We start from the raw sequence: 16077 nt of genomic DNA, 5'->3' as shown, positions 1-16077 counted from the left end.
TTAGGGCGAGATGCTGTCTAACCCGAACTCTCTTGTGGGCAATTCGTTGCTGCCGGGCGGCCGGATGAGTATGAATTCCGCATTTTTCGGTTCGGCTTTCAGTGCGGTGCCTGTGGCGCCGGCATCCGAAGCCTGGCTGGGGCCCGGGGACGGCCGGATATGCCACAATGAAGCGGGAATTCCGGTCCCGGCTCCGTGGACCGCTACCAGGCGAAGGGCAGCCCTTGATCAACCCCGTCCATCTGCGGACCCTCGTGGAAGTGATCCGGCTGGGATCGTTTGCGGCCGCCGCGGCCCGGCTCGGCTACACGGCCTCGGCCGTCTCCCAGCAGATGTCGGCGCTGGAACGCGACACCGGCGTCACCTTGTTCCAGCGGGCGGCCCGCAGCATCCAGCCGACGGAGGCCGCCGTCGTGATGACGCGGCACGCTGCCAAGGTGCTGACGGACATCGAGACGCTCATGGCCGCCGCCTCCCGGGCGCAGGAGAGCCCCAGCCAGGAGCTGCGGCTGGGCATCTTCCCGAGCCTCGCCACCTATGTGCTGCCGCCGATCCTGCAGAACCCGGCCTGGAAGAAGCTCGGCATCGATCTGCGGGTCTCGGTCGCGGAACCGGCCCAGACCATCCAGGGGCTGCGGACCGGCGGCGAACTCGACGTGGCCCTGGTGTACCAGGTGGGACAGTCCGGCCTCGCCTGGCCGCACACCGTGGACCGGCAGTGGATCGGCGACGACGACTTCCGGGTGGTGCTGCCGGCGGCCTGGGGCATCGGCACGGATTCCAAGGTGGCCGCGCCGCATCTCTCGGACATGCCGTGGATCATGCACCACCCGGGCACGTCCGACGCCACGGTGATCGAACGCCTCTTCGCGAGCTGCAACCTGCACCCCCGCGTGGTGGCCTACAGCGATGACTTCCACGCCAGCCTGGAGATGGCGGCCGCCGGGCTCGGCGCCGCGCTGGTCCCCGAACTCGCCCTGCGGCACCGGCCGGCCGGCGTGGTGGTCCTCGATGTCCCGGAGATCCGGCTGGCCCGGAACGTTTTCGCCCTGCTGCTCAACGAGAAGCGGACCGCCCAGGTCCAGTTGTTCGTGGAACTGCTGGCCGAGACGATGCACCGGCTCGGCGCCGCACGACAGGACTGAGCCGAACGGGCTCAGCTTAGAGGCCTGCGCTGAAGGGCCTAAAGAGGGTTTCGCTGCGGAGCCCGATCGAGAAGGATGGGGTCCATGAACAAAAGCTATTCAGCCTCCCGGCCTGTCGCCTCCGACAACCCCGAAGTAATCGCCGCGGCCGTCCGCGCCGCCACCGAGGAACTCCGGGACACCCTGAAGCGCCATGGCATCGAGGTGAGCTTCGATGACATAGCCCTGCTGGGCCACTCGGAGTCCTGGGACGACGAGGGGACGCGCTGGGTCGAGGTCGAATGGGACGGCGTGGAAGCCGGCTAGGACCTGATCCGCTTTCCGACCGGCGCCACCAGCGCGTCGATGATCCGGTGCCTGGTCCGGGTGTACGGCGGGTAGATGAGTTCCAGCGTGTCCGGCCGCAGCGGCTTGTCCAAGGTGGAGCGCTCATGCGAGAACGTCCGCACCGAATGTTCCCCGTGGTAGGCCCCCATACCGCTGCCGCCGACCCCGCCGAAGGGCAGCCCGGGAACGGACAGGTGGGCCGCCGGAACGTCGAAGCACAGCGCCCCGGACGAGGTCCGCCCGGCGAAGGCGCGGCGGGTGGCCGGATCCTTGCTGAAGACGTAGAGGGCCAGCGGCTTGGGCCGGCCGTTGACCTCCTCGATAGCCCCGTCCAGCCCGCGCACGGGCACCAGCGGCAGCAGCGGTCCGAAGATTTCTTCCGTCATGACGGCGTCGCCGGGCGCCGGGCGCAGCAAGGTCGGCGCAAAGTAGCGGCTGGCGGCGTCGCGCTGTCCGCCGTGCACCACGGTGCTGGCGTCGGCGAGGGCAGCGAGCCGTGCGAAGTGGCGGTCATCGACAATCCGGCCGTAGGACGGGCTCGCCGAAGGGTCCGTCCCGAAGAGCGCCGCAACGGCCCTGATCAGCTCGGCCTGAAGCGGCTCCAGGACTTCCTCCCGGGCCAGGACGTAGTCCGGGGCGACGCACGTCTGCCCGGCATTCATGAACCGGCCCCAGGCGATCCGCTTGGCTGCCGTGGCCAGGTCCGTGGACGCATCGACATAGGCCGGGGACTTGCCACCGAGCTCCAGCGTCACGGGGGTCAGGCGCTCGGCCGCCGCGCGCATCACCACCTTGGCAGCAGCCTCTCCCCCGGTGAAGAAGATGTGGTCGAAGCGTTCGGCCAGCAGCACCGTGGTCTCCGGGATGCCGCCCTCAACCACCTCGACGGCGCCGGCCAGGTATTCGGGCATCCACCGGGCCAGCACGGCCGACGTGGCCGGGGCGTGTTCGCTCGGCTTGAGCACCACGGTGTTCCCCGCGGCCAACGCGCCGGCGAGCGGACCGAGCAGCAGCTGCACCGGGTAATTCCACGGCCCGATCACCAGCACCACGCCCAGCGGCGTGAGTTCGGTCCAGGCTCGGGCCGGCTGCACCGCGAGCGGCACCGGCACCCGGCGGGGCCGCAGCCAGCCTTCGAGGTGCCGTTCCAGATGTGCCGCCTCGGCGTCGACGAACCCAATCTCCGCCAGTTGCGCCTCCGTGCGGTGCTTGCCCACGTCCGTGGCGAGGGCCTCGGCGAAGTCCCTGTGCCGTTCCGCCAGCAGGCGCCGCAGCTGGCGGAGCTGCTCCAGCCGCCACGTGAGCGGACGGGTGGTCCCGGCGTCGAACACGGCCCGGGCGCGGACGACGGGCGAGGTTACATGCTGCATCCGATCAATGTACAGTCACACGGATGTCCGCCGGTCCGGTACCGGATAAAACCCTTCCAACGCTGGAATGGTCCGGTTTTCAGGACTATGTTGAACATATGAACAAGGTAGCGAGCAAGCACTTCGGCGAGGTCGAGCTCAATCACGGAAGGGACCATAATCTCACCGCCACGCATGAGCTGGCGGGCCAGACCGTGGAACTTGACTTGAATGTCAACGCGCATGACCATTTCGACGAAGCGGCCATGCATAAAGTTGACTACCGCTTGCGCTTCCTACCCGAACTCGTGGACCAGGTCCGCGAAATGATCGCCGAGGAACTGGACCAGGAAGGCACCAGCCCGCAGGAGTACCGCCACTTCCATTGCAACGCGATCAAGGACGAACACCTCAAAAAGGTCTTCGGCGTCGAGAACAAGAGCCAGCTCACCGACGAGGTCTTCCTCAAGGCGCTCAAGCTGGGCCACGTGGGCATCTACCCCGGCCAGCCGGAACGCTACTTCGTCCTGGACTTCACGCTGGGCCAGCACTTCACCGACGAGGTCCTCGTCGCCTCCGCGGACGAGGACGGCGTCGTCGACGACGAAATCCTCTGGGAATCCTGAATCGGGAATCCTGAATCGAGTGCTCCGCAGGCGCCCTTTTGAGCCTTCACAACGGCGGCTACTCAGCAATCGATGACGAAGAACGTACGACGCCGGCCGGCCACCTTGTGAGGTGACCGGCCGGCGTCGTATGTGTGTGGAGCGGGCTTACTTGGCGGCTGCTTACTTGGCGGATTGAAGCAGTTCGGCGCGGACCGTCTTGGTGGCCGTGACCAGGTTGCGCAGGGACTCTTCGGTCTCGGCGTAGCCGCGGGTCTTCAGGCCGCAGTCCGGGTTGACCCAGAGCTGGCGGGACGGGACGTGCTTGACCGCGGTGCTCAGGAGCTCGGTGACTTCCTGCTCGCCCGGGACGCGGGGCGAGTGGATGTCGTAGACGCCCGGGCCCACGCCGCGGCCGAAGCCGTGGGACTCGAGGTCGTGCACAACCTCCATGCGGGAACGGGCGGCCTCGATCGAGGTGACGTCGGCGTCGAGGCCGTCGATCGCGTCGATGATGGCGCCGAACTCGGAGTAGCACAGGTGGGTGTGGACCTGGGTGGCGTCAGCGGCGCCGGCGGTGGACAGGCGGAAGGACTTCACGGACCAGTCCAGGTACACGGCCTGGTCGGCCTTGCGCAGCGGCAGGAGCTCGCGGAGGGCGGGCTCGTCCACCTGGATGACCTTGATGCCGGCGGCTTCGAGGTCGGCGATCTCGTCGCGAAGGGCCAGGGCCACCTGGTTGGCGGTCTCGCCGAGCGGCTGGTCGTCGCGGACGAAGGACCAGGCGAGGATGGTGACCGGGCCGGTGAGCATGCCCTTCATCGGCTTGTTGGTCAGGGACTGCGCGTACTTGGCCCATTCCACCGTGATCGGGGCGCTGCGGGTGACATCGCCCCACAGGATGGACGGGCGGGTGCAGCGCGAGCCGTAGGACTGGACCCAGCCGTGCACTGTGACGTCGAAGCCTTCGAGGTTCTCGGCGAAGTACTGGACCATGTCATTGCGCTCAGGCTCGCCGTGGACCAGGACGTCGAAGCCGAGCTCTTCCTGCAGCTCAACGACGCGCTTGATCTCTTCCTTCATCAGCTGCTCGTACTGCTCCGTGGTGAGGTCGCCGCGGTTGGCGCGGGCCCGGGCGGTGCGGATTTCCGAGGTCTGCGGGAAGGAGCCGATGGTGGTGGTGGGCAGCGGCGGCAGGTGCAGCGCCTTCTCCTGGGCTGCCTCGCGGACGGCGTAGGCGGAGCGGCTGAAGTCGGCGTCGGTCAGGGCGGCGGTGCGGGCCCGGACGTCGCCGCGGCGGACGCCCTCGGCCTCGGCGCGGGAGGCGATGACGCGGGTGGCCTCGTCGATGGCGGGCTGGACGGCAGCCTCGTCGGTCAGCAGACCGGCCAGGGTGACAACTTCAACGGCTTTCTGGTCGGCGAAAGCCAGCCAGCTGCGCAGCTGCTCGGACAGCTGGACTTCCTCGTCGACGTCGTGCGGGACGTGCTGGGTGGAAGTGGACGTGCTGACGGCCAGCTTGGCCACCGACTTCTTCAGTTCGGCGATCTTCTTGGCGGAGCCGGCAAGATCGTTGCGCCAGATGTTGTGGCCGTCCACGACGCCGGCAACGAGGGTTTTGTTGCCCAGCGCGGCGAGGGCCGCGGCGGACGGGACCTCGCCCTTGAAGACGTCCACGTGCAGGGCGTCGATGCCGGTGGCGGCGAGCGTGCCGAGCTGGCCGTTGAGCGCGCCGTACGGGGTGGAGACGAACAGCTGCGGGCGCTGCGCCGCGGCGGCGAGGGCCTCGTAGGAGCGGGCGACGGCGGCCTGGACTTCCACGGCCGGGGTGTCCTGGTCCACCACGAGGGCGGGCTCGTCGAGCTGGACCCAGCTGGCGCCGGCGGCGGCGAGCTTCTGAAGCAGTGCGGTGTAGACGGGGAGGATGTCCTCGAGGCGGGACAGCGGGCTGAAGCCGGCCGGGGCGTCGTCGGAGGCCTTGCTCAGCAGGAGGAACGTGACCGGGCCGACGATGTACGGGCGGGTTTCCACACCGTTGGCGAGGGCGTACTCGAATTCCTCGACTATCCGGTTGGAGGTCAGCGCGAAGTTGGTCTCCGGGCCGATTTCCGGCACGAGGTAGTGGTAGTTGGTGTCGAACCACTTGGTCATTTCCAGTGGCTGCTGTTCCTTGTTGCCGCGGGCCAGGGTGAAGTAGCCGTCGATGCCGAGCTGTCCCTCAGCGTTGAGGAGGTTCCCGAAGCGGGCCGGCACGGCGCCGAGGTGGGCGGCGGCGTCGAGCACCTGGTCGTAGTAGGAGAAGGTGCCGGGGACGGCCGCGGCTTCGGTCAGGCCCAGGCCCTGGAGGCGCTTGGCGGTGCCGATCTGGATTTCCTTGGCGGCGGCGTCCAGGGCTGCGGCGTCGATCTTGCCGGCCCAGTAGGCCTCGACGGCTTTCTTGAGCTCGCGGCGGCGGCCGATGCGGGGGTAGCCGAGGATCGAGGCGGACGGGAAGGGCGTGATGGGAAGGTCAGTCATGGGAAGTCCTTGAAGTTGTCGTTGACAGATGACGAAGGTGGGGTGCTCAGCTGGCGAGCTGGGCGCTGGCGGCACGCCGGGAGGCATTGGCACGGCCGGCGCCGTGCCCGTTCCCGCGGTGCGGCCGGGGCAGGGCGAGTTTGTCCAGCACGTCCAGGGCCGCGGCGTGTTCATTGAACGTGTACAGGTGGATGCCGGGGGCACCAGCGGCCAGGGCCGCGTTGGCGAGGTCAACCGTGGCGCTGACGCCGATCCGGGTCCGCTCGGCATCGGTGTCGGCGGCCGCGAGGCGATCGATGAGTTCGGGCGCCGGTTCCACGCCGGTCAGTTCGCCCAGCCGGGCGAGCCGCCGGAGGCTGGTCAGCGGCATGACCCCGGGAATGATCGGGATGGTCACCCCGGCCCGGCGTGCCCGGGTCAGGAGGTCGGCGTACTGCTCGGTGTGGAAGAAGACCTGGGTGATGGCGAAGTCGGCGCCGGAGCGTTGCTTGGCCAGCAGCACCTCGACGTCGTGCGCCTCGCTTGGGGATTCCGGGTGCCGGGTCGGGTAGGCGGCGACGCCGACCGCGACCTTGCCGGCGCACAGCAGCGCCGAGCGGCGCTGCTCCACCCGGCGGATCAGTTCGATCAGGTCCTGGGCGTAGCGGAGCGATCCCGGCGGCGGGGTGGCGCCGTCCTTGGGCCGGTCACCGCGCAGGGCGAGGATGCCGCGGACGCCGACGTCGAGCAGGTCGCCGATGATCTCCGCCAGTTCCTGCGGGGAGTTACCGACGCAGGTCAGGTGGGCCAGGGGCCGCAGCGTGGTTTCCTGCACGAGCCGGTTGATCAGGTCCAGGGCGGTGCCGTGGTTGGACCCGTTGGACCCGTAGGTCACGGACACGTAGTCCGGGTCCGTGGCTTCCAATTCGCCGATGGTGGTCCAGAGGGATTCGGCGGCCGCGGGCGACCGCGGCGGGAACAGCTCGTAGGACAGCGCGACAGGGGCCGCGCCGGCAAGATTGGGATGGGTATCGATCAGGCTTGGTGGTGACATTTGCGTCCTTGGCTGTGAACACTGCCGACAGAAGACCGGTAACCCGGATGACCGGAAACGGAACCGCCGTCAGTGAATGGAGTTTGGGGAACACGGAGGGAACTTCAGCAGGGCGCAGCCGCGACTGGTACGCCTGAAACGAAGTTGTCCGTGAGCAAATGTCAGGCCCACATGGGGGCACCCACACCCTCCTGGACCGCCCTGGGGACGGCCTTCAGCGGAGGATCGCTGACACGTTACTGAGGTAACTTGTATAGAACTCTAGGCCCGGCCGCGGGGCCCTTCAAGTCGGCGTCCGAATTAAGACGCATCTTTACGGCCGTTTGCGGGGCCGGGCAGAATAATGTTCGCCGCCGAGGCCCTTTCCGGCCGGCGCCTGCGGCTCTCCCCATCGCCCGTGGTCAGGACTATCCTGTTGCCATGATTCAGCTTCCAGCCAGCTACAAGGAATACCTCGCCGGCAAGAGCGAGAGCTTCATCAACACGGTCCGGCCCGTCCTCATGCAGTCGGCGGCAGAAAAGTCGCACGGCGTCCGGGTTCTCGTGCTTCCGCACGGCCATCAGGCGCATCTGGACGACACTATCCCCTATGGCACGGTGGTTGAGGACATCGACTGACGCCCGGTCAGCCCACCAGCGGCGCCTATCCTTCGAGCGCGTCCATCCCTCGAGCCCGATCATCCCTCAAGCAGGAGCCGCTGGGAGCGCGGGGCCAGCGTGTGTTCCAGCACCAGGCAGGCGGCACCGACGGCGCCGACGTCCTCGCCCACTCCCGTGCCCACCACTTCGATCCCGTGGATCTTCCGGGTGGCGCTGTTCGCGTCAACCAGGGCAGGGATCTGCTCCAAGTAAGCCGCTGACAGGCACGTCCAGAACGGGCCCCCGAACACCACGCGGTCCACGTCCAGGGCGTTGGTGAGCGCCGAGACGGCACGGGCCACGAGCACGGCGGACCGGCGGATGATTTCCCTGGCCTCTTCGTTGCCGGCGTCGGCGATCGCGCACAATTCCGCGAAACGTTCCTGGACCGCCGGCGCGCTCTTGTCCTGGAGCGAGCCATCCAGCACCCCGGCCGCCTCGGCCTGCGCCACGAGCACCTGCGGGATGGCGGAGGACTTCACGCAGCCGTGCTGTCCGCAGTCGCAGAGGGCGCCGCCCGGATCCACGATGATGTGCCCGATTTCCCCGGCGTTGCCCGAGGTCCCGCGGACCACTTCGTCGTTGAGGACGATCCCGCAGCCGATCCCGGTCCCCATGTACATAAAGAGAAAGCTGCCCTCGCCGCTGGGGCCGCCGGCCCAGGTTTCGGCCACGGCGGCGGCGGTCACGTCCTTGTCCATCAGCGTGGACAGGCCCGTGGCTTCGGCCAGGGCGTCCCGTAGTCCCACGTGGTCCCAGCCCGGCAGCAGCGGCGGGTCAACGACGGCGCCCTCGTTGAGGTCGATGGGGCCCGGCGAGGCAACCCCCAGCCCGGCGATCCGTTCCGGGTCCACCCCGGAGTCCCGGATGAGCCGCTTGATTTCGTCCGAGATGGTGTCGATGACGGCCCGGGGGTCGGTGCCGGGCGGGGTGCTGATCCGTGAGTGCCTGACGACGGCGCCGAGCAGGTCAAGCACCACGAACGTGAGTACGGCCGGGTCCAGGTGGACGCCTACCGCATACATTCCGGCGGGATTGAGCCGGAGCATGGTCCTGGGTTTGCCCGGTCCGGTGCCTTCCTTGCCTGCCTCGACGATCAGGTGCTGATCCAGCAGGCGGCGGGAAATGTTGGAGATGGTCTGCGGCGAGAGTCCGACGATCTGGGCGAGCTCCACCCGGCTCATGCCGCCCGGGGCGCGGCGGATGGCGTCCAGGATGACCGTGAGGTTGAAGTCGCCCATCTTCGGTAGGTTGGTCCCTCGCCTCGGAGAGGGTTGCCGGAACTCGGTCACTGTTACCTCTAAACGTCTTTGGCCACGCACAGCAGTTGTCAGAATCGTACGTTACGTGCAGGCGTGCGCCCACACTTGCGCTTTTCAGACACAATGTTTCTCCCGCTACGGCCGGCGGGTGCTTGCCGTCACGGTGAATTTCGGATTCCTGCCGACCTCGCGGGTGGGCCCGATCAGGCGTTCGAGGGCCGGCCGGTAGTGCAGGTGGCTGTTGAACACGGTCCAGAGTTCCCCGTCCGGAGCGAGCACCCGGCCGGCCGCTTCGATCAGCTTGATCCCCGCGCCGGAGTGAACGGCCGCTTCCAGATGGAACGGCGGGTTGAGCATGACGAGGTCGGCGCTGGCGTCGGGCAGGGAGCTCATGGCGTCGTCCTGGAGCACGTCGATCCGGCCGTCCAGGCCGTTCGCGCGGGCGGTGGCGAGGGCAGAGTCGACGGCGGCCGCGGACCGGTCGGTGGCGGTGACGCGGGCGCCGGGGTTGGCGCGGGCGTACATCGCCGCGAGGATTCCGGTGCCGCAGCCCAGGTCGACGGCGTGGGCGGCGTGCGGCATCTTGGACAGGAAGTCCAGCAGGAACCTGGTCCCGATGTCCAGGCCGGTGCCGGCAAAGACGGCGCCGCGTGCGCAGACGGTGATGCCCAGTTCGTCATTCACCTCAGTGACCGGGAAGGGCAGCGCGGCCGGGACCGGCTTGGGGCCCCGCGCCAGCAGCAGCCGTGATTTCTGCCGGGCCAGTTGGGGCTGGACGTCGCCGAAGTAGCGCGCTAGCACGGCGTTCATGCCCAGGCTCATGTGCTTGACGCGCCCGCCCGCCAGCAGCACGACGTCGGGCGCCGAGTAGCGGGCTACGGCGTCGGCGATTTCCTCGAGTTCCGCCAGGGACCGGGGCAATTGGAGCAATACCAGGGAGGCGTCAGCCAGGAGCTCCGCGCCCAGCGGGAGGTGTTCGAAGCCGGCCTGGATCCCCAGCGCCGCGGCGTTGGACCGGAGTGCCCGTTCACCGGTGATGAGGTCCTGGTGGACCCGGATGATGGGCGCTCCCCCGGCCGGCGCGGCCCCGGTCAGTGCTTCGAGGCTCAGAGCCCCCAGGGTCAGGGCACCGTACCGGTCCCCCATAACCGTGAGCCGGTGCCCAGGCGGCAGCAGGCCGGCCGCGTGCAGCTCAAGGGCAGTGTCCAGCAGGAGTTTGTCGGTGGCGTCCCAGGCCTGCAGGTTAGCGGCCTCGACGTCCGGGAACCTTCTCAGCCGGGCAAAGAGGGATTCGATGCTGGTGTCCGCCACGCGCGTTGTGCCGCCGTTTCTTCTCAGGCTTGGGTAATGAGCAAGGGGTGCGAGACCGGTTGTGAGGCCGGCGTGGCCAGTCCCCGGATGCTGCACTGCAACGCCTTACGTTATCCCGATTCGGCCGCCGGCGTGACGCTTCCCGTGACGGCGCCCCGGCCGGGCACGGCTAGGGCCCGGGGTCTGGGACAACGCATGGGTGTTCCCCGTGCCTGTGAATTACGTGATCCTGGTGCCGGTGACCGGTGACCAGGAGATCCGTCCTCCCTGATAGTTCTGGGCGACGCTGCCGCCGCCGATGGGGAATTCGTTGGTGGTGGGGTAGCCCAGCCGTCCGTGTTCGTAGCCTTGAGCGCCCCAAGCGGCCCGGATACCGCCCCACGTGGCGAACGCTCCGACGCCCGGGGCGTAATGGATAGTGCCGCCCTGGAAGCCCTGGTAGCAGCCGCCCTTGACCAGCCCGCAGATTTCCTTGCTGACCGGGTACCCGAGTTTGCCTTTTTCGTWGCCCACTTTGCCCCAAGCGGCCCGGATACCGCCCCACGTGGCGAAYGCTCCGACGCCCGGGGCGTAATGGATRGTGCCGGATTGGAACCTCTGGTAGCAGCCGCCCTTGACCAGACCGCAGATGATTGGCGACGTCGACGGTCCGAGGGCCGGCTTCGCGGCCGCCGCTGCTTTGATCGCGGTGGTGGCAGCCGGCGGGACGGTCCCGCCTCCGCCGCCTCCGCCTCCGCCTCCGCCGGGGAGCGTACCCGGCACCGGTCCAGGAGTTTCGGAGCCGCTGTTGATGATCACATCGTCGGCGTAAATGTCGCCCATCTGCTGATCGTGTTCGGCCCCGAGCTGTACTGTGTCGAATGCTGTCGCACTGATGTTGATCGTTTGGGCAAAAACAGACTTGTTGTCCCACCAGATCTGCACCCCGGTTGCCGCACCCTTGGGTACGACGTGCACTACCAGATGATGCCAGGTGCCTAAGGCAACAGTTGGCACCAGAGTGGTGTAAACGAATGCCTTCGCGCCAGTGGTCCGGAGCACCAGCTCATTGGTGACATTGCTCCGGAAGACGTCGACAAACCTGATGCCGCTGGAAAAGAAGCGGAAATATGGGACGTCGTTCCCCGATACGCCCTGCGTGGTGATGTTGAACCAACCGTCCGCGTAAGCTTCCTTCATCCCGGAAGCCAGCCCCACGGACATTTTGGCGATTGAGCCATGGTCCAGGGTTGCATGGAGATGTGCCGAGCAACCCTTGGAGTGCGAAAACGTCGAGGAGACCGACACGGTACCCGTGACCGCGGTGAAGGGGATGAACGGCGACAGGGCGCCCGACTCAAAGTTCGTGGCAGCCGCCTTCGTCCCGGGATAAGGGTCTGCGGGCGCCGGGGTGCCCGATGTGCAGGCCGCGGGGGCCGCCACAGCCGACACTCCATCGAAGGCGATCGAACCCGCCAGCGGTATGCCGAGCGCAATTGCCAGAAGCAGTCGAAAAATCCTTCTCATTGATCTGCCCTCCCACATCTTGATCTGTTGTTCAGCTCCCGGGATGCAGGCGGCGCCATCTCCGATGCTGAATAGCGGGTGGCGTGCGGCTCCCACGCCCAGCCCCGCAACAGGGCGTTACGCCGAAGGAAGTCCTCACGCTGATTCACCGGGCGGCTGCGCCGCGCCATGACGGTGTGCGTCTGGAATCAAGGAATGGCTTGATGGCACATTTGAGACCCGCTTCCGACCGCCAAGTTGTACCAGGCAACTAGTAATGACCATGACCCTAAAGGCCGGGACGCTCCAGCACACGCGTAGCCAATACTCGAGTTTTGGCAACTGCCACGCGGCCGCCACCTGAATGGCGTACAAGGAGGTCCCGGTACTACGTGGGTTGCGCCACCGTTTCTACCCGGCACCGGCCATTGGCCGGGGTCCGCTCTCCGGGTGCTGCGCTGGGGCGCTTTGCGTTATCCCGAACGGGCCAGCAGTGTGACGATTCCGGCCACGGCAGCCCTGCCGGCACGGTTGGCGCCGATGGTGGACGAGGACGGCCCGTAACCGACGAGGTGCACCCGGGGCTCGGCGGCAACCTGGGTGCCGTCCATCGCGATGCCGCCGCCGGGTCCGCGCAGGTGCAACGGTGCGAGGTGTTCGAGTTCGGCCCGGAATCCCGTGGCCCACAGGATGACCCCGGCGGCCAGGAAGCTGCCGTCTGCCATCCGGACGCCGTCGGGCTCGATCGCCGTGAACATGGGGTGCCGGTCCAGGACGCCGCGCGCTGCGGCGGCGCGCAGGGCCGGAGTCCAAATGAGGCCGGTCACGGAGACAACGCTCTGCGGCGGGAGGCCCTGGCGCACCCGCTCCTCAACGAGGGCGACGGCGTCGTGGCCTGCCTGCCGGTCGAAGGCAGCCTCGCGCCAGAGGGGTACCCGGCGCGTGAACCATGTGGTGCTGGTGACCTTGGCGATCTCATCGAGCAGCCCGACGGCCGAGATCCCGCCGCCGACCACGATGACGTGCTGGCCGCGGAAGTCGTCGGCGGAGACGTAGTCGGCGACGTGCAATTGGCGGCCGCGGAAGCTGGCCTTGCCCGGATAGATGGGCCAGAACGGCCGGGTCCAGGTGCCGGTCGCGTTGATCACGGCGCGGGCAGAGAACCTGCCGCGGGAGGTAGTGACGGTCAGCCGTCCGGCGGGATCATCGTCTTCCCGGGTCACCGACTGCACTTTCACGGGCCGCTCGATCGCGAGGCCGAGGTCGTGTTCGTACCCGCCGAAATAGCGGGTGAGGAAGCTGGAGCTGGCCTCGGCGGGATCCACGTCGGGCTGCGGGATTCCCGGGAGGTCGCTGATGCCGTTCACCGTGGCCATCAGCAGGCTCTTCCAGCGGTGCCGCCAGGCGCCGCCTGGCCCGTCCTCGGCGTCGAGCACGATGTACGTCCCCGCCGGCGGGCCCTCCCCTGCTGCCGGTCCTCCTTCTGCGGCCCCTCCCGAGCCGGCCCCGCCTCCCGAGCCGGCCGCGACGAAGCCCGCCGGGACAAATCCACGGCGCTGAAGGTGGTAGGCCGCCGACAGCCCCGCCTGCCCCGCGCCGACCACGACGACGTCGGCCAGGCGCGCTGTCTCCGCAGTCAAGATCGGGCCAGTCAAGATCGGGCCAGTCAAGATCCGGCCCCGGTCAGATCTTTTTGACGACGCTGGACTTGAGCTGCATGGGGCCCACGCCGTCCACCTTGCAGTCGATGTCGTGGTCGCCAACACCGTTGACCAGGCGGATACCGCGGACCTTTGTGCCGACCTTGATGACCGTGGAGCTGCCCTTGATTTTCAGGTCCTTGACATAAGTGTATTCGCTGGAACATTCGGGACACGGGGGCAGGGAGTCGTTCACCCGTCCAAGTTTAGTCGCCGTTGCTCGCCCGTCACCGCCTGGAACGCCTTAGAACGGGTTCAGAAGGCGGTCCACGAACTGCCGCGTGCGTTCTTCCCGCGGGTCCCGCAGCACAGTGTCGGGGTGGCCGCGTTCGACCACCACGCCGCCGTCCATGAAGATGACTTCGTCGGCCACCTGGCGGGCGAACGCGAGCTCGTGAGTGACCACCACCATGGTCCAGCCCTCGTCCGCGAGTTCCTTGATGACGGTCAGGACCTCGCCCACGAGTTCCGGGTCCAGCGCCGAGGTGGGCTCGTCGAAGAGCAGCAGTTGCGGGCGCAGGGCGAGGGCACGCACAATGCCGACACGCTGCTGCTGGCCGCCGGAGAGCTCAAAGGGATAGCTGTCCTCCTTGCCGGCCAGGCCAACGCGGGCCAGCAGCTCCCGGGCCGCCTGGATCGCCTCGGCTTTGGGCCGCTTCTGCACCTGGACGGGGCCTTCGATCACGTTCTCCAGGACGGTCTTGTGCGGGAAGAGGTTGTAGTGCTGGAACACCATGGCGCTGCGGTCGCGCAAGGCGAGCACCTGCTTCTTCGCCACCGGATTGGAGAAGTCGACGGTCAGTTGCCCCGCGAACTCAGCGACGCCGGCGTCGGGCATTTCGAGGCCGTTCAGGCACCGGAGGACCGTCGTCTTGCCTGATCCGGACGGCCCGATCAACGTGACCACTTCGCCGCGGCGGACCTCAAGGTCGATGGATTTCAGCACTTCGTGCTGGCCGAACGCCTTGCGCAGGCCAGTGACGGTCAGCAGGGCGGCCTCCGGGAGGGCGGCGTCCGGGACCGGAACCCCAACGGGCGGCGGTTCAAGGGGGCCGGAAGGGTGCCGTTCAGGGGGCGGGAGTTCAGTGGGCGACATAGCGGTCCAATCTCTTCTCCAGGGCGGACTGTCCGCTGGCGAGGACGAGGCAGATGATCCAGTAGATCACGGCCGCCTCCAGGTACAGCAGCATGAATTCCTGGCTGAAAGCGGCCACCTGCTGCGCCACGCGGAACAGTTCGGTGACGAGGATCAGCGACGCCAGCGAGGTGTCTTTGACCAGGCTGATGAAGGTGTTGGACAGCGGGGGGACCGAGACCCGCGCGGCCTGCGGCAAAATGATCCGCACCAGGGTCTGGTGGCGCGACATCCCGATGGTGTGGCCGGCCTCCCACTGCCCCTTGGGGACAGACAGGATGGCCGCGCGGATGACCTCCGCGGCATACCCCCCGACGTTCAGGGAGAACGCGATGATGGCGCTGGGCCAGGGGCTGATGGTGATTCCGACGGACGGCAGTCCGTAGAAGATGACGAACAGCTGGACCAGGAGCGGGGTTCCGCGGATGACGGAAATGTAGGTCCGTGCCACCGCGGAGAGCGCGCGATTGCGGCTCAGCCGCATGAGGGCGACCACCAGGGCCAGCAGCAGGCCGAGGCTGAACGAGGCCAGCGCCAAGGGAATAGTGCCGGTGATTGCCCCGATCAGGAGGGGGCCCAGCGATGACCACACGAGTTCCCAGTTGATGTTCATGCCCGGACTCGGCGTTTCTCTGCGGCTTTCACAGGCCTACTTTGAGACGTCGGCGTCGAAGTACTTCTGGGAGATCTTCGTCAGGGTGCCGTCGGCCGCCAGCTCGCCGAGGGCCTTGTTGATGGCGTCGGTCAGGCTGGTCGATCCCTTGCGCAGGGCGAAGGCGCTCAGCGACTTGTCAGTGGTCTCGGCGGCAATCTTGATGGCGGCGTCGTGGTCGGTCTTCTGGGAGTCCAGGTAGGTCAGCTTGTCGTTGATGGTGGCATCGACACGGCCCTGCTTGAGCAGCGTGATGGCCTGTGCCCAGCCCTCCACGGCCTCGACGTTCGCGCCGCTCTGCTGCGCCAGTTTGTACCAGTTGCTGGTCAGGGACTGCGCCGTGGTCTTGCCCTTCAGGCTGTCGAAGGAGGTGATGTCGTGGTTGTCAGACTTGGTGACGATGACGCCGGTGCTCACCGTGTAAGGAGTGGAGAAATCGTACTTCGCCTTGCGTTCGTCCGTGATGGAAACCTGGTTGGCGACGACGTCGAACCGTTTGGCGTCCAGGCCGGCGAAGATGGCGTCGAACTGCGTCTCCTGGAAGGCCGGCTTGACGCCCAGCTTCGCGGCGACGGCGTTGATGATCTCCACGTCGTAGCCGGTCAGTTCACCGCTGCCGTTGGCGTGGAACGTGAACGGCTTATAGGTGCCTTCCGTGCCGACCTTGAGCACGCCCGCGCTCTTGACGTCGCTCAGGGACGTGTCCGCGCCGGCTGCCGGCGCCGAGCTGGCCGGAGTGGTGGACGCGGAGCCGCACCCCGCCAGGGCGAGCCCTGCTGCAGCAATGAGGCCGATAACTGAAAGTCGTGTGCGCTTCATGATGGTCCTTAGTCGTCGAGCCGGAAATGGCCTTCCAGCTGAGCCGCGTGGCGGCCTGTCTCCTAGCGACGATAGCAAGGTCCTGCTCAGGGTGGAGA

15 protein-coding genes are annotated in these 16077 nt (G+C 67.5%); 4 read left to right on the top strand and 11 right to left on the bottom strand.

Annotated elements, in window-relative coordinates:
* Positions 1 to 224 precede the first annotated feature (224 nt).
* Complete coding sequence (locus AC1DKQ_RS16470) at positions 225 to 1145, top strand: LysR family transcriptional regulator (RefSeq protein WP_476919588.1); 921 nt, start codon at positions 225 to 227, stop codon at positions 1143 to 1145.
* A gap of 84 nt (positions 1146 to 1229) precedes the next feature.
* Positions 1230 to 1451 carry a hypothetical protein gene (locus AC1DKQ_RS16465; RefSeq protein ID WP_476885154.1) on the top strand — a complete coding sequence of 74 codons (222 nt, stop codon included), beginning with the start codon at positions 1230 to 1232 and terminating at the stop codon, positions 1449 to 1451.
* On the opposite strand, the gene AC1DKQ_RS16460 is transcribed toward AC1DKQ_RS16465, so the two are convergent.
* Entirely contained in the window at positions 1448 to 2842 is a 1395-nt protein-coding gene (locus tag AC1DKQ_RS16460) for an aldehyde dehydrogenase family protein (protein ID WP_476919587.1), read from the bottom strand. The two genes, AC1DKQ_RS16465 and AC1DKQ_RS16460, sit on opposite strands and share 4 nt — an antisense overlap.
* Positions 2843 to 2940: 98 nt before the next feature.
* Here AC1DKQ_RS16460 and AC1DKQ_RS16455 point away from each other — a divergent pair, with 98 nt between their 5' ends.
* The gene (locus AC1DKQ_RS16455; RefSeq protein ID WP_476885153.1) at positions 2941 to 3447 is read left to right on the top strand and encodes a DUF2004 domain-containing protein; all 507 of its coding nucleotides are present in this window, start codon (positions 2941 to 2943) and stop codon (positions 3445 to 3447) included.
* Between the two features lie 162 nt (positions 3448 to 3609).
* On the opposite strand, the gene metE is transcribed toward AC1DKQ_RS16455, so the two are convergent.
* Positions 3610 to 5943, bottom strand: a complete 2334-nt coding sequence (metE, locus tag AC1DKQ_RS16450; RefSeq protein WP_476919586.1) for a 5-methyltetrahydropteroyltriglutamate--homocysteine S-methyltransferase — start codon at positions 5941 to 5943, stop codon at positions 3610 to 3612.
* Positions 5944 to 5989: 46 nt separating this feature from the next.
* Positions 5990 to 6976 carry a methylenetetrahydrofolate reductase gene (locus AC1DKQ_RS16445; RefSeq protein WP_476885151.1) on the bottom strand — a complete coding sequence of 329 codons (987 nt, stop codon included), beginning with the start codon at positions 6974 to 6976 and terminating at the stop codon, positions 5990 to 5992.
* 420 nt (positions 6977 to 7396) lie between these two features.
* Between AC1DKQ_RS16445 and AC1DKQ_RS16440 the strand changes: the two genes are divergently transcribed.
* On the top strand, positions 7397 to 7594 hold the full coding sequence (locus AC1DKQ_RS16440) for a hypothetical protein (RefSeq protein ID WP_377984923.1): 198 nt from the start codon (positions 7397 to 7399) through the stop codon (positions 7592 to 7594).
* A 59-nt stretch (positions 7595 to 7653) separates the two neighbouring features.
* On the opposite strand, the gene AC1DKQ_RS16435 is transcribed toward AC1DKQ_RS16440, so the two are convergent.
* The 8 genes from AC1DKQ_RS16435 to AC1DKQ_RS16400 all read right to left on the bottom strand — a co-directional run bounded on the left by AC1DKQ_RS16435 (position 7654) and on the right by AC1DKQ_RS16400 (position 15979).
* Positions 7654 to 8856 carry an ROK family transcriptional regulator gene (locus AC1DKQ_RS16435; protein WP_476885150.1) on the bottom strand — a complete coding sequence of 401 codons (1203 nt, stop codon included), beginning with the start codon at positions 8854 to 8856 and terminating at the stop codon, positions 7654 to 7656.
* 156 nt (positions 8857 to 9012) lie between these two features.
* Positions 9013 to 10188, bottom strand: coding sequence for a class I SAM-dependent methyltransferase (locus tag AC1DKQ_RS16430; protein ID WP_476885149.1), 1176 nt, complete (start codon positions 10186 to 10188; stop codon positions 9013 to 9015).
* A gap of 219 nt (positions 10189 to 10407) precedes the next feature.
* Positions 10408 to 11694 (bottom strand): LGFP repeat-containing protein, encoded by a 1287-nt coding sequence (locus AC1DKQ_RS16425; RefSeq protein WP_476885148.1) that lies wholly within the window; start codon positions 11692 to 11694, stop codon positions 10408 to 10410.
* Positions 11695 to 12146: 452 nt separating this feature from the next.
* On the bottom strand, positions 12147 to 13313 hold the full coding sequence (locus tag AC1DKQ_RS16420) for an NAD(P)-binding domain-containing protein (protein WP_476885147.1): 1167 nt from the start codon (positions 13311 to 13313) through the stop codon (positions 12147 to 12149).
* Positions 13314 to 13356: 43 nt separating this feature from the next.
* Positions 13357 to 13569 carry an alkylphosphonate utilization protein gene (locus AC1DKQ_RS16415; RefSeq protein ID WP_476885146.1) on the bottom strand — a complete coding sequence of 71 codons (213 nt, stop codon included), beginning with the start codon at positions 13567 to 13569 and terminating at the stop codon, positions 13357 to 13359.
* A 48-nt stretch (positions 13570 to 13617) separates the two neighbouring features.
* Positions 13618 to 14469 carry an amino acid ABC transporter ATP-binding protein gene (locus tag AC1DKQ_RS16410; RefSeq protein ID WP_476885145.1) on the bottom strand — a complete coding sequence of 284 codons (852 nt, stop codon included), beginning with the start codon at positions 14467 to 14469 and terminating at the stop codon, positions 13618 to 13620.
* The gene (locus AC1DKQ_RS16405) at positions 14456 to 15121 is read right to left on the bottom strand and encodes an amino acid ABC transporter permease (protein ID WP_476885144.1); all 666 of its coding nucleotides are present in this window, start codon (positions 15119 to 15121) and stop codon (positions 14456 to 14458) included. Before AC1DKQ_RS16405 ends, AC1DKQ_RS16410 begins: the two co-directional genes overlap by 14 nt.
* 36 nt (positions 15122 to 15157) lie before the next feature.
* The gene (locus tag AC1DKQ_RS16400; RefSeq protein WP_476885143.1) at positions 15158 to 15979 is read right to left on the bottom strand and encodes an amino acid ABC transporter substrate-binding protein; all 822 of its coding nucleotides are present in this window, start codon (positions 15977 to 15979) and stop codon (positions 15158 to 15160) included.
* Positions 15980 to 16077 lie beyond the last annotated feature (98 nt).

It is taken from the genome of Arthrobacter sp. 05L421, assembly GCF_056397785.1.
Note: the sequence above shows the minus strand (reverse complement) of the source record. Positions and strands in the feature narration are given on the sequence as shown.

Coding starts and splice junctions, on each gene's coding strand:
- AC1DKQ_RS16465 (WP_476885154.1), top strand. CDS start 1,230: ATGAACAAAAGCTATTCAGCCTCCCGGCCTGTCGCCTCCGACAACCCC.
- AC1DKQ_RS16460 (WP_476919587.1), bottom strand. CDS start 2,842: ATGCAGCATGTAACCTCGCCCGTCGTCCGCGCCCGGGCCGTGTTCGAC.
- AC1DKQ_RS16455 (WP_476885153.1), top strand. CDS start 2,941: ATGAACAAGGTAGCGAGCAAGCACTTCGGCGAGGTCGAGCTCAATCAC.
- metE (WP_476919586.1), bottom strand. CDS start 5,943: ATGACTGACCTTCCCATCACGCCCTTCCCGTCCGCCTCGATCCTCGGC.
- AC1DKQ_RS16445 (WP_476885151.1), bottom strand. CDS start 6,976: ATGTCACCACCAAGCCTGATCGATACCCATCCCAATCTTGCCGGCGCG.
- AC1DKQ_RS16440 (WP_377984923.1), top strand. CDS start 7,397: ATGATTCAGCTTCCAGCCAGCTACAAGGAATACCTCGCCGGCAAGAGC.
- AC1DKQ_RS16435 (WP_476885150.1), bottom strand. CDS start 8,856: ATGGGCGACTTCAACCTCACGGTCATCCTGGACGCCATCCGCCGCGCC.
- AC1DKQ_RS16410 (WP_476885145.1), bottom strand. CDS start 14,469: ATGTCGCCCACTGAACTCCCGCCCCCTGAACGGCACCCTTCCGGCCCC.
- AC1DKQ_RS16405 (WP_476885144.1), bottom strand. CDS start 15,121: ATGAACATCAACTGGGAACTCGTGTGGTCATCGCTGGGCCCCCTCCTG.
- AC1DKQ_RS16400 (WP_476885143.1), bottom strand. CDS start 15,979: ATGAAGCGCACACGACTTTCAGTTATCGGCCTCATTGCTGCAGCAGGG.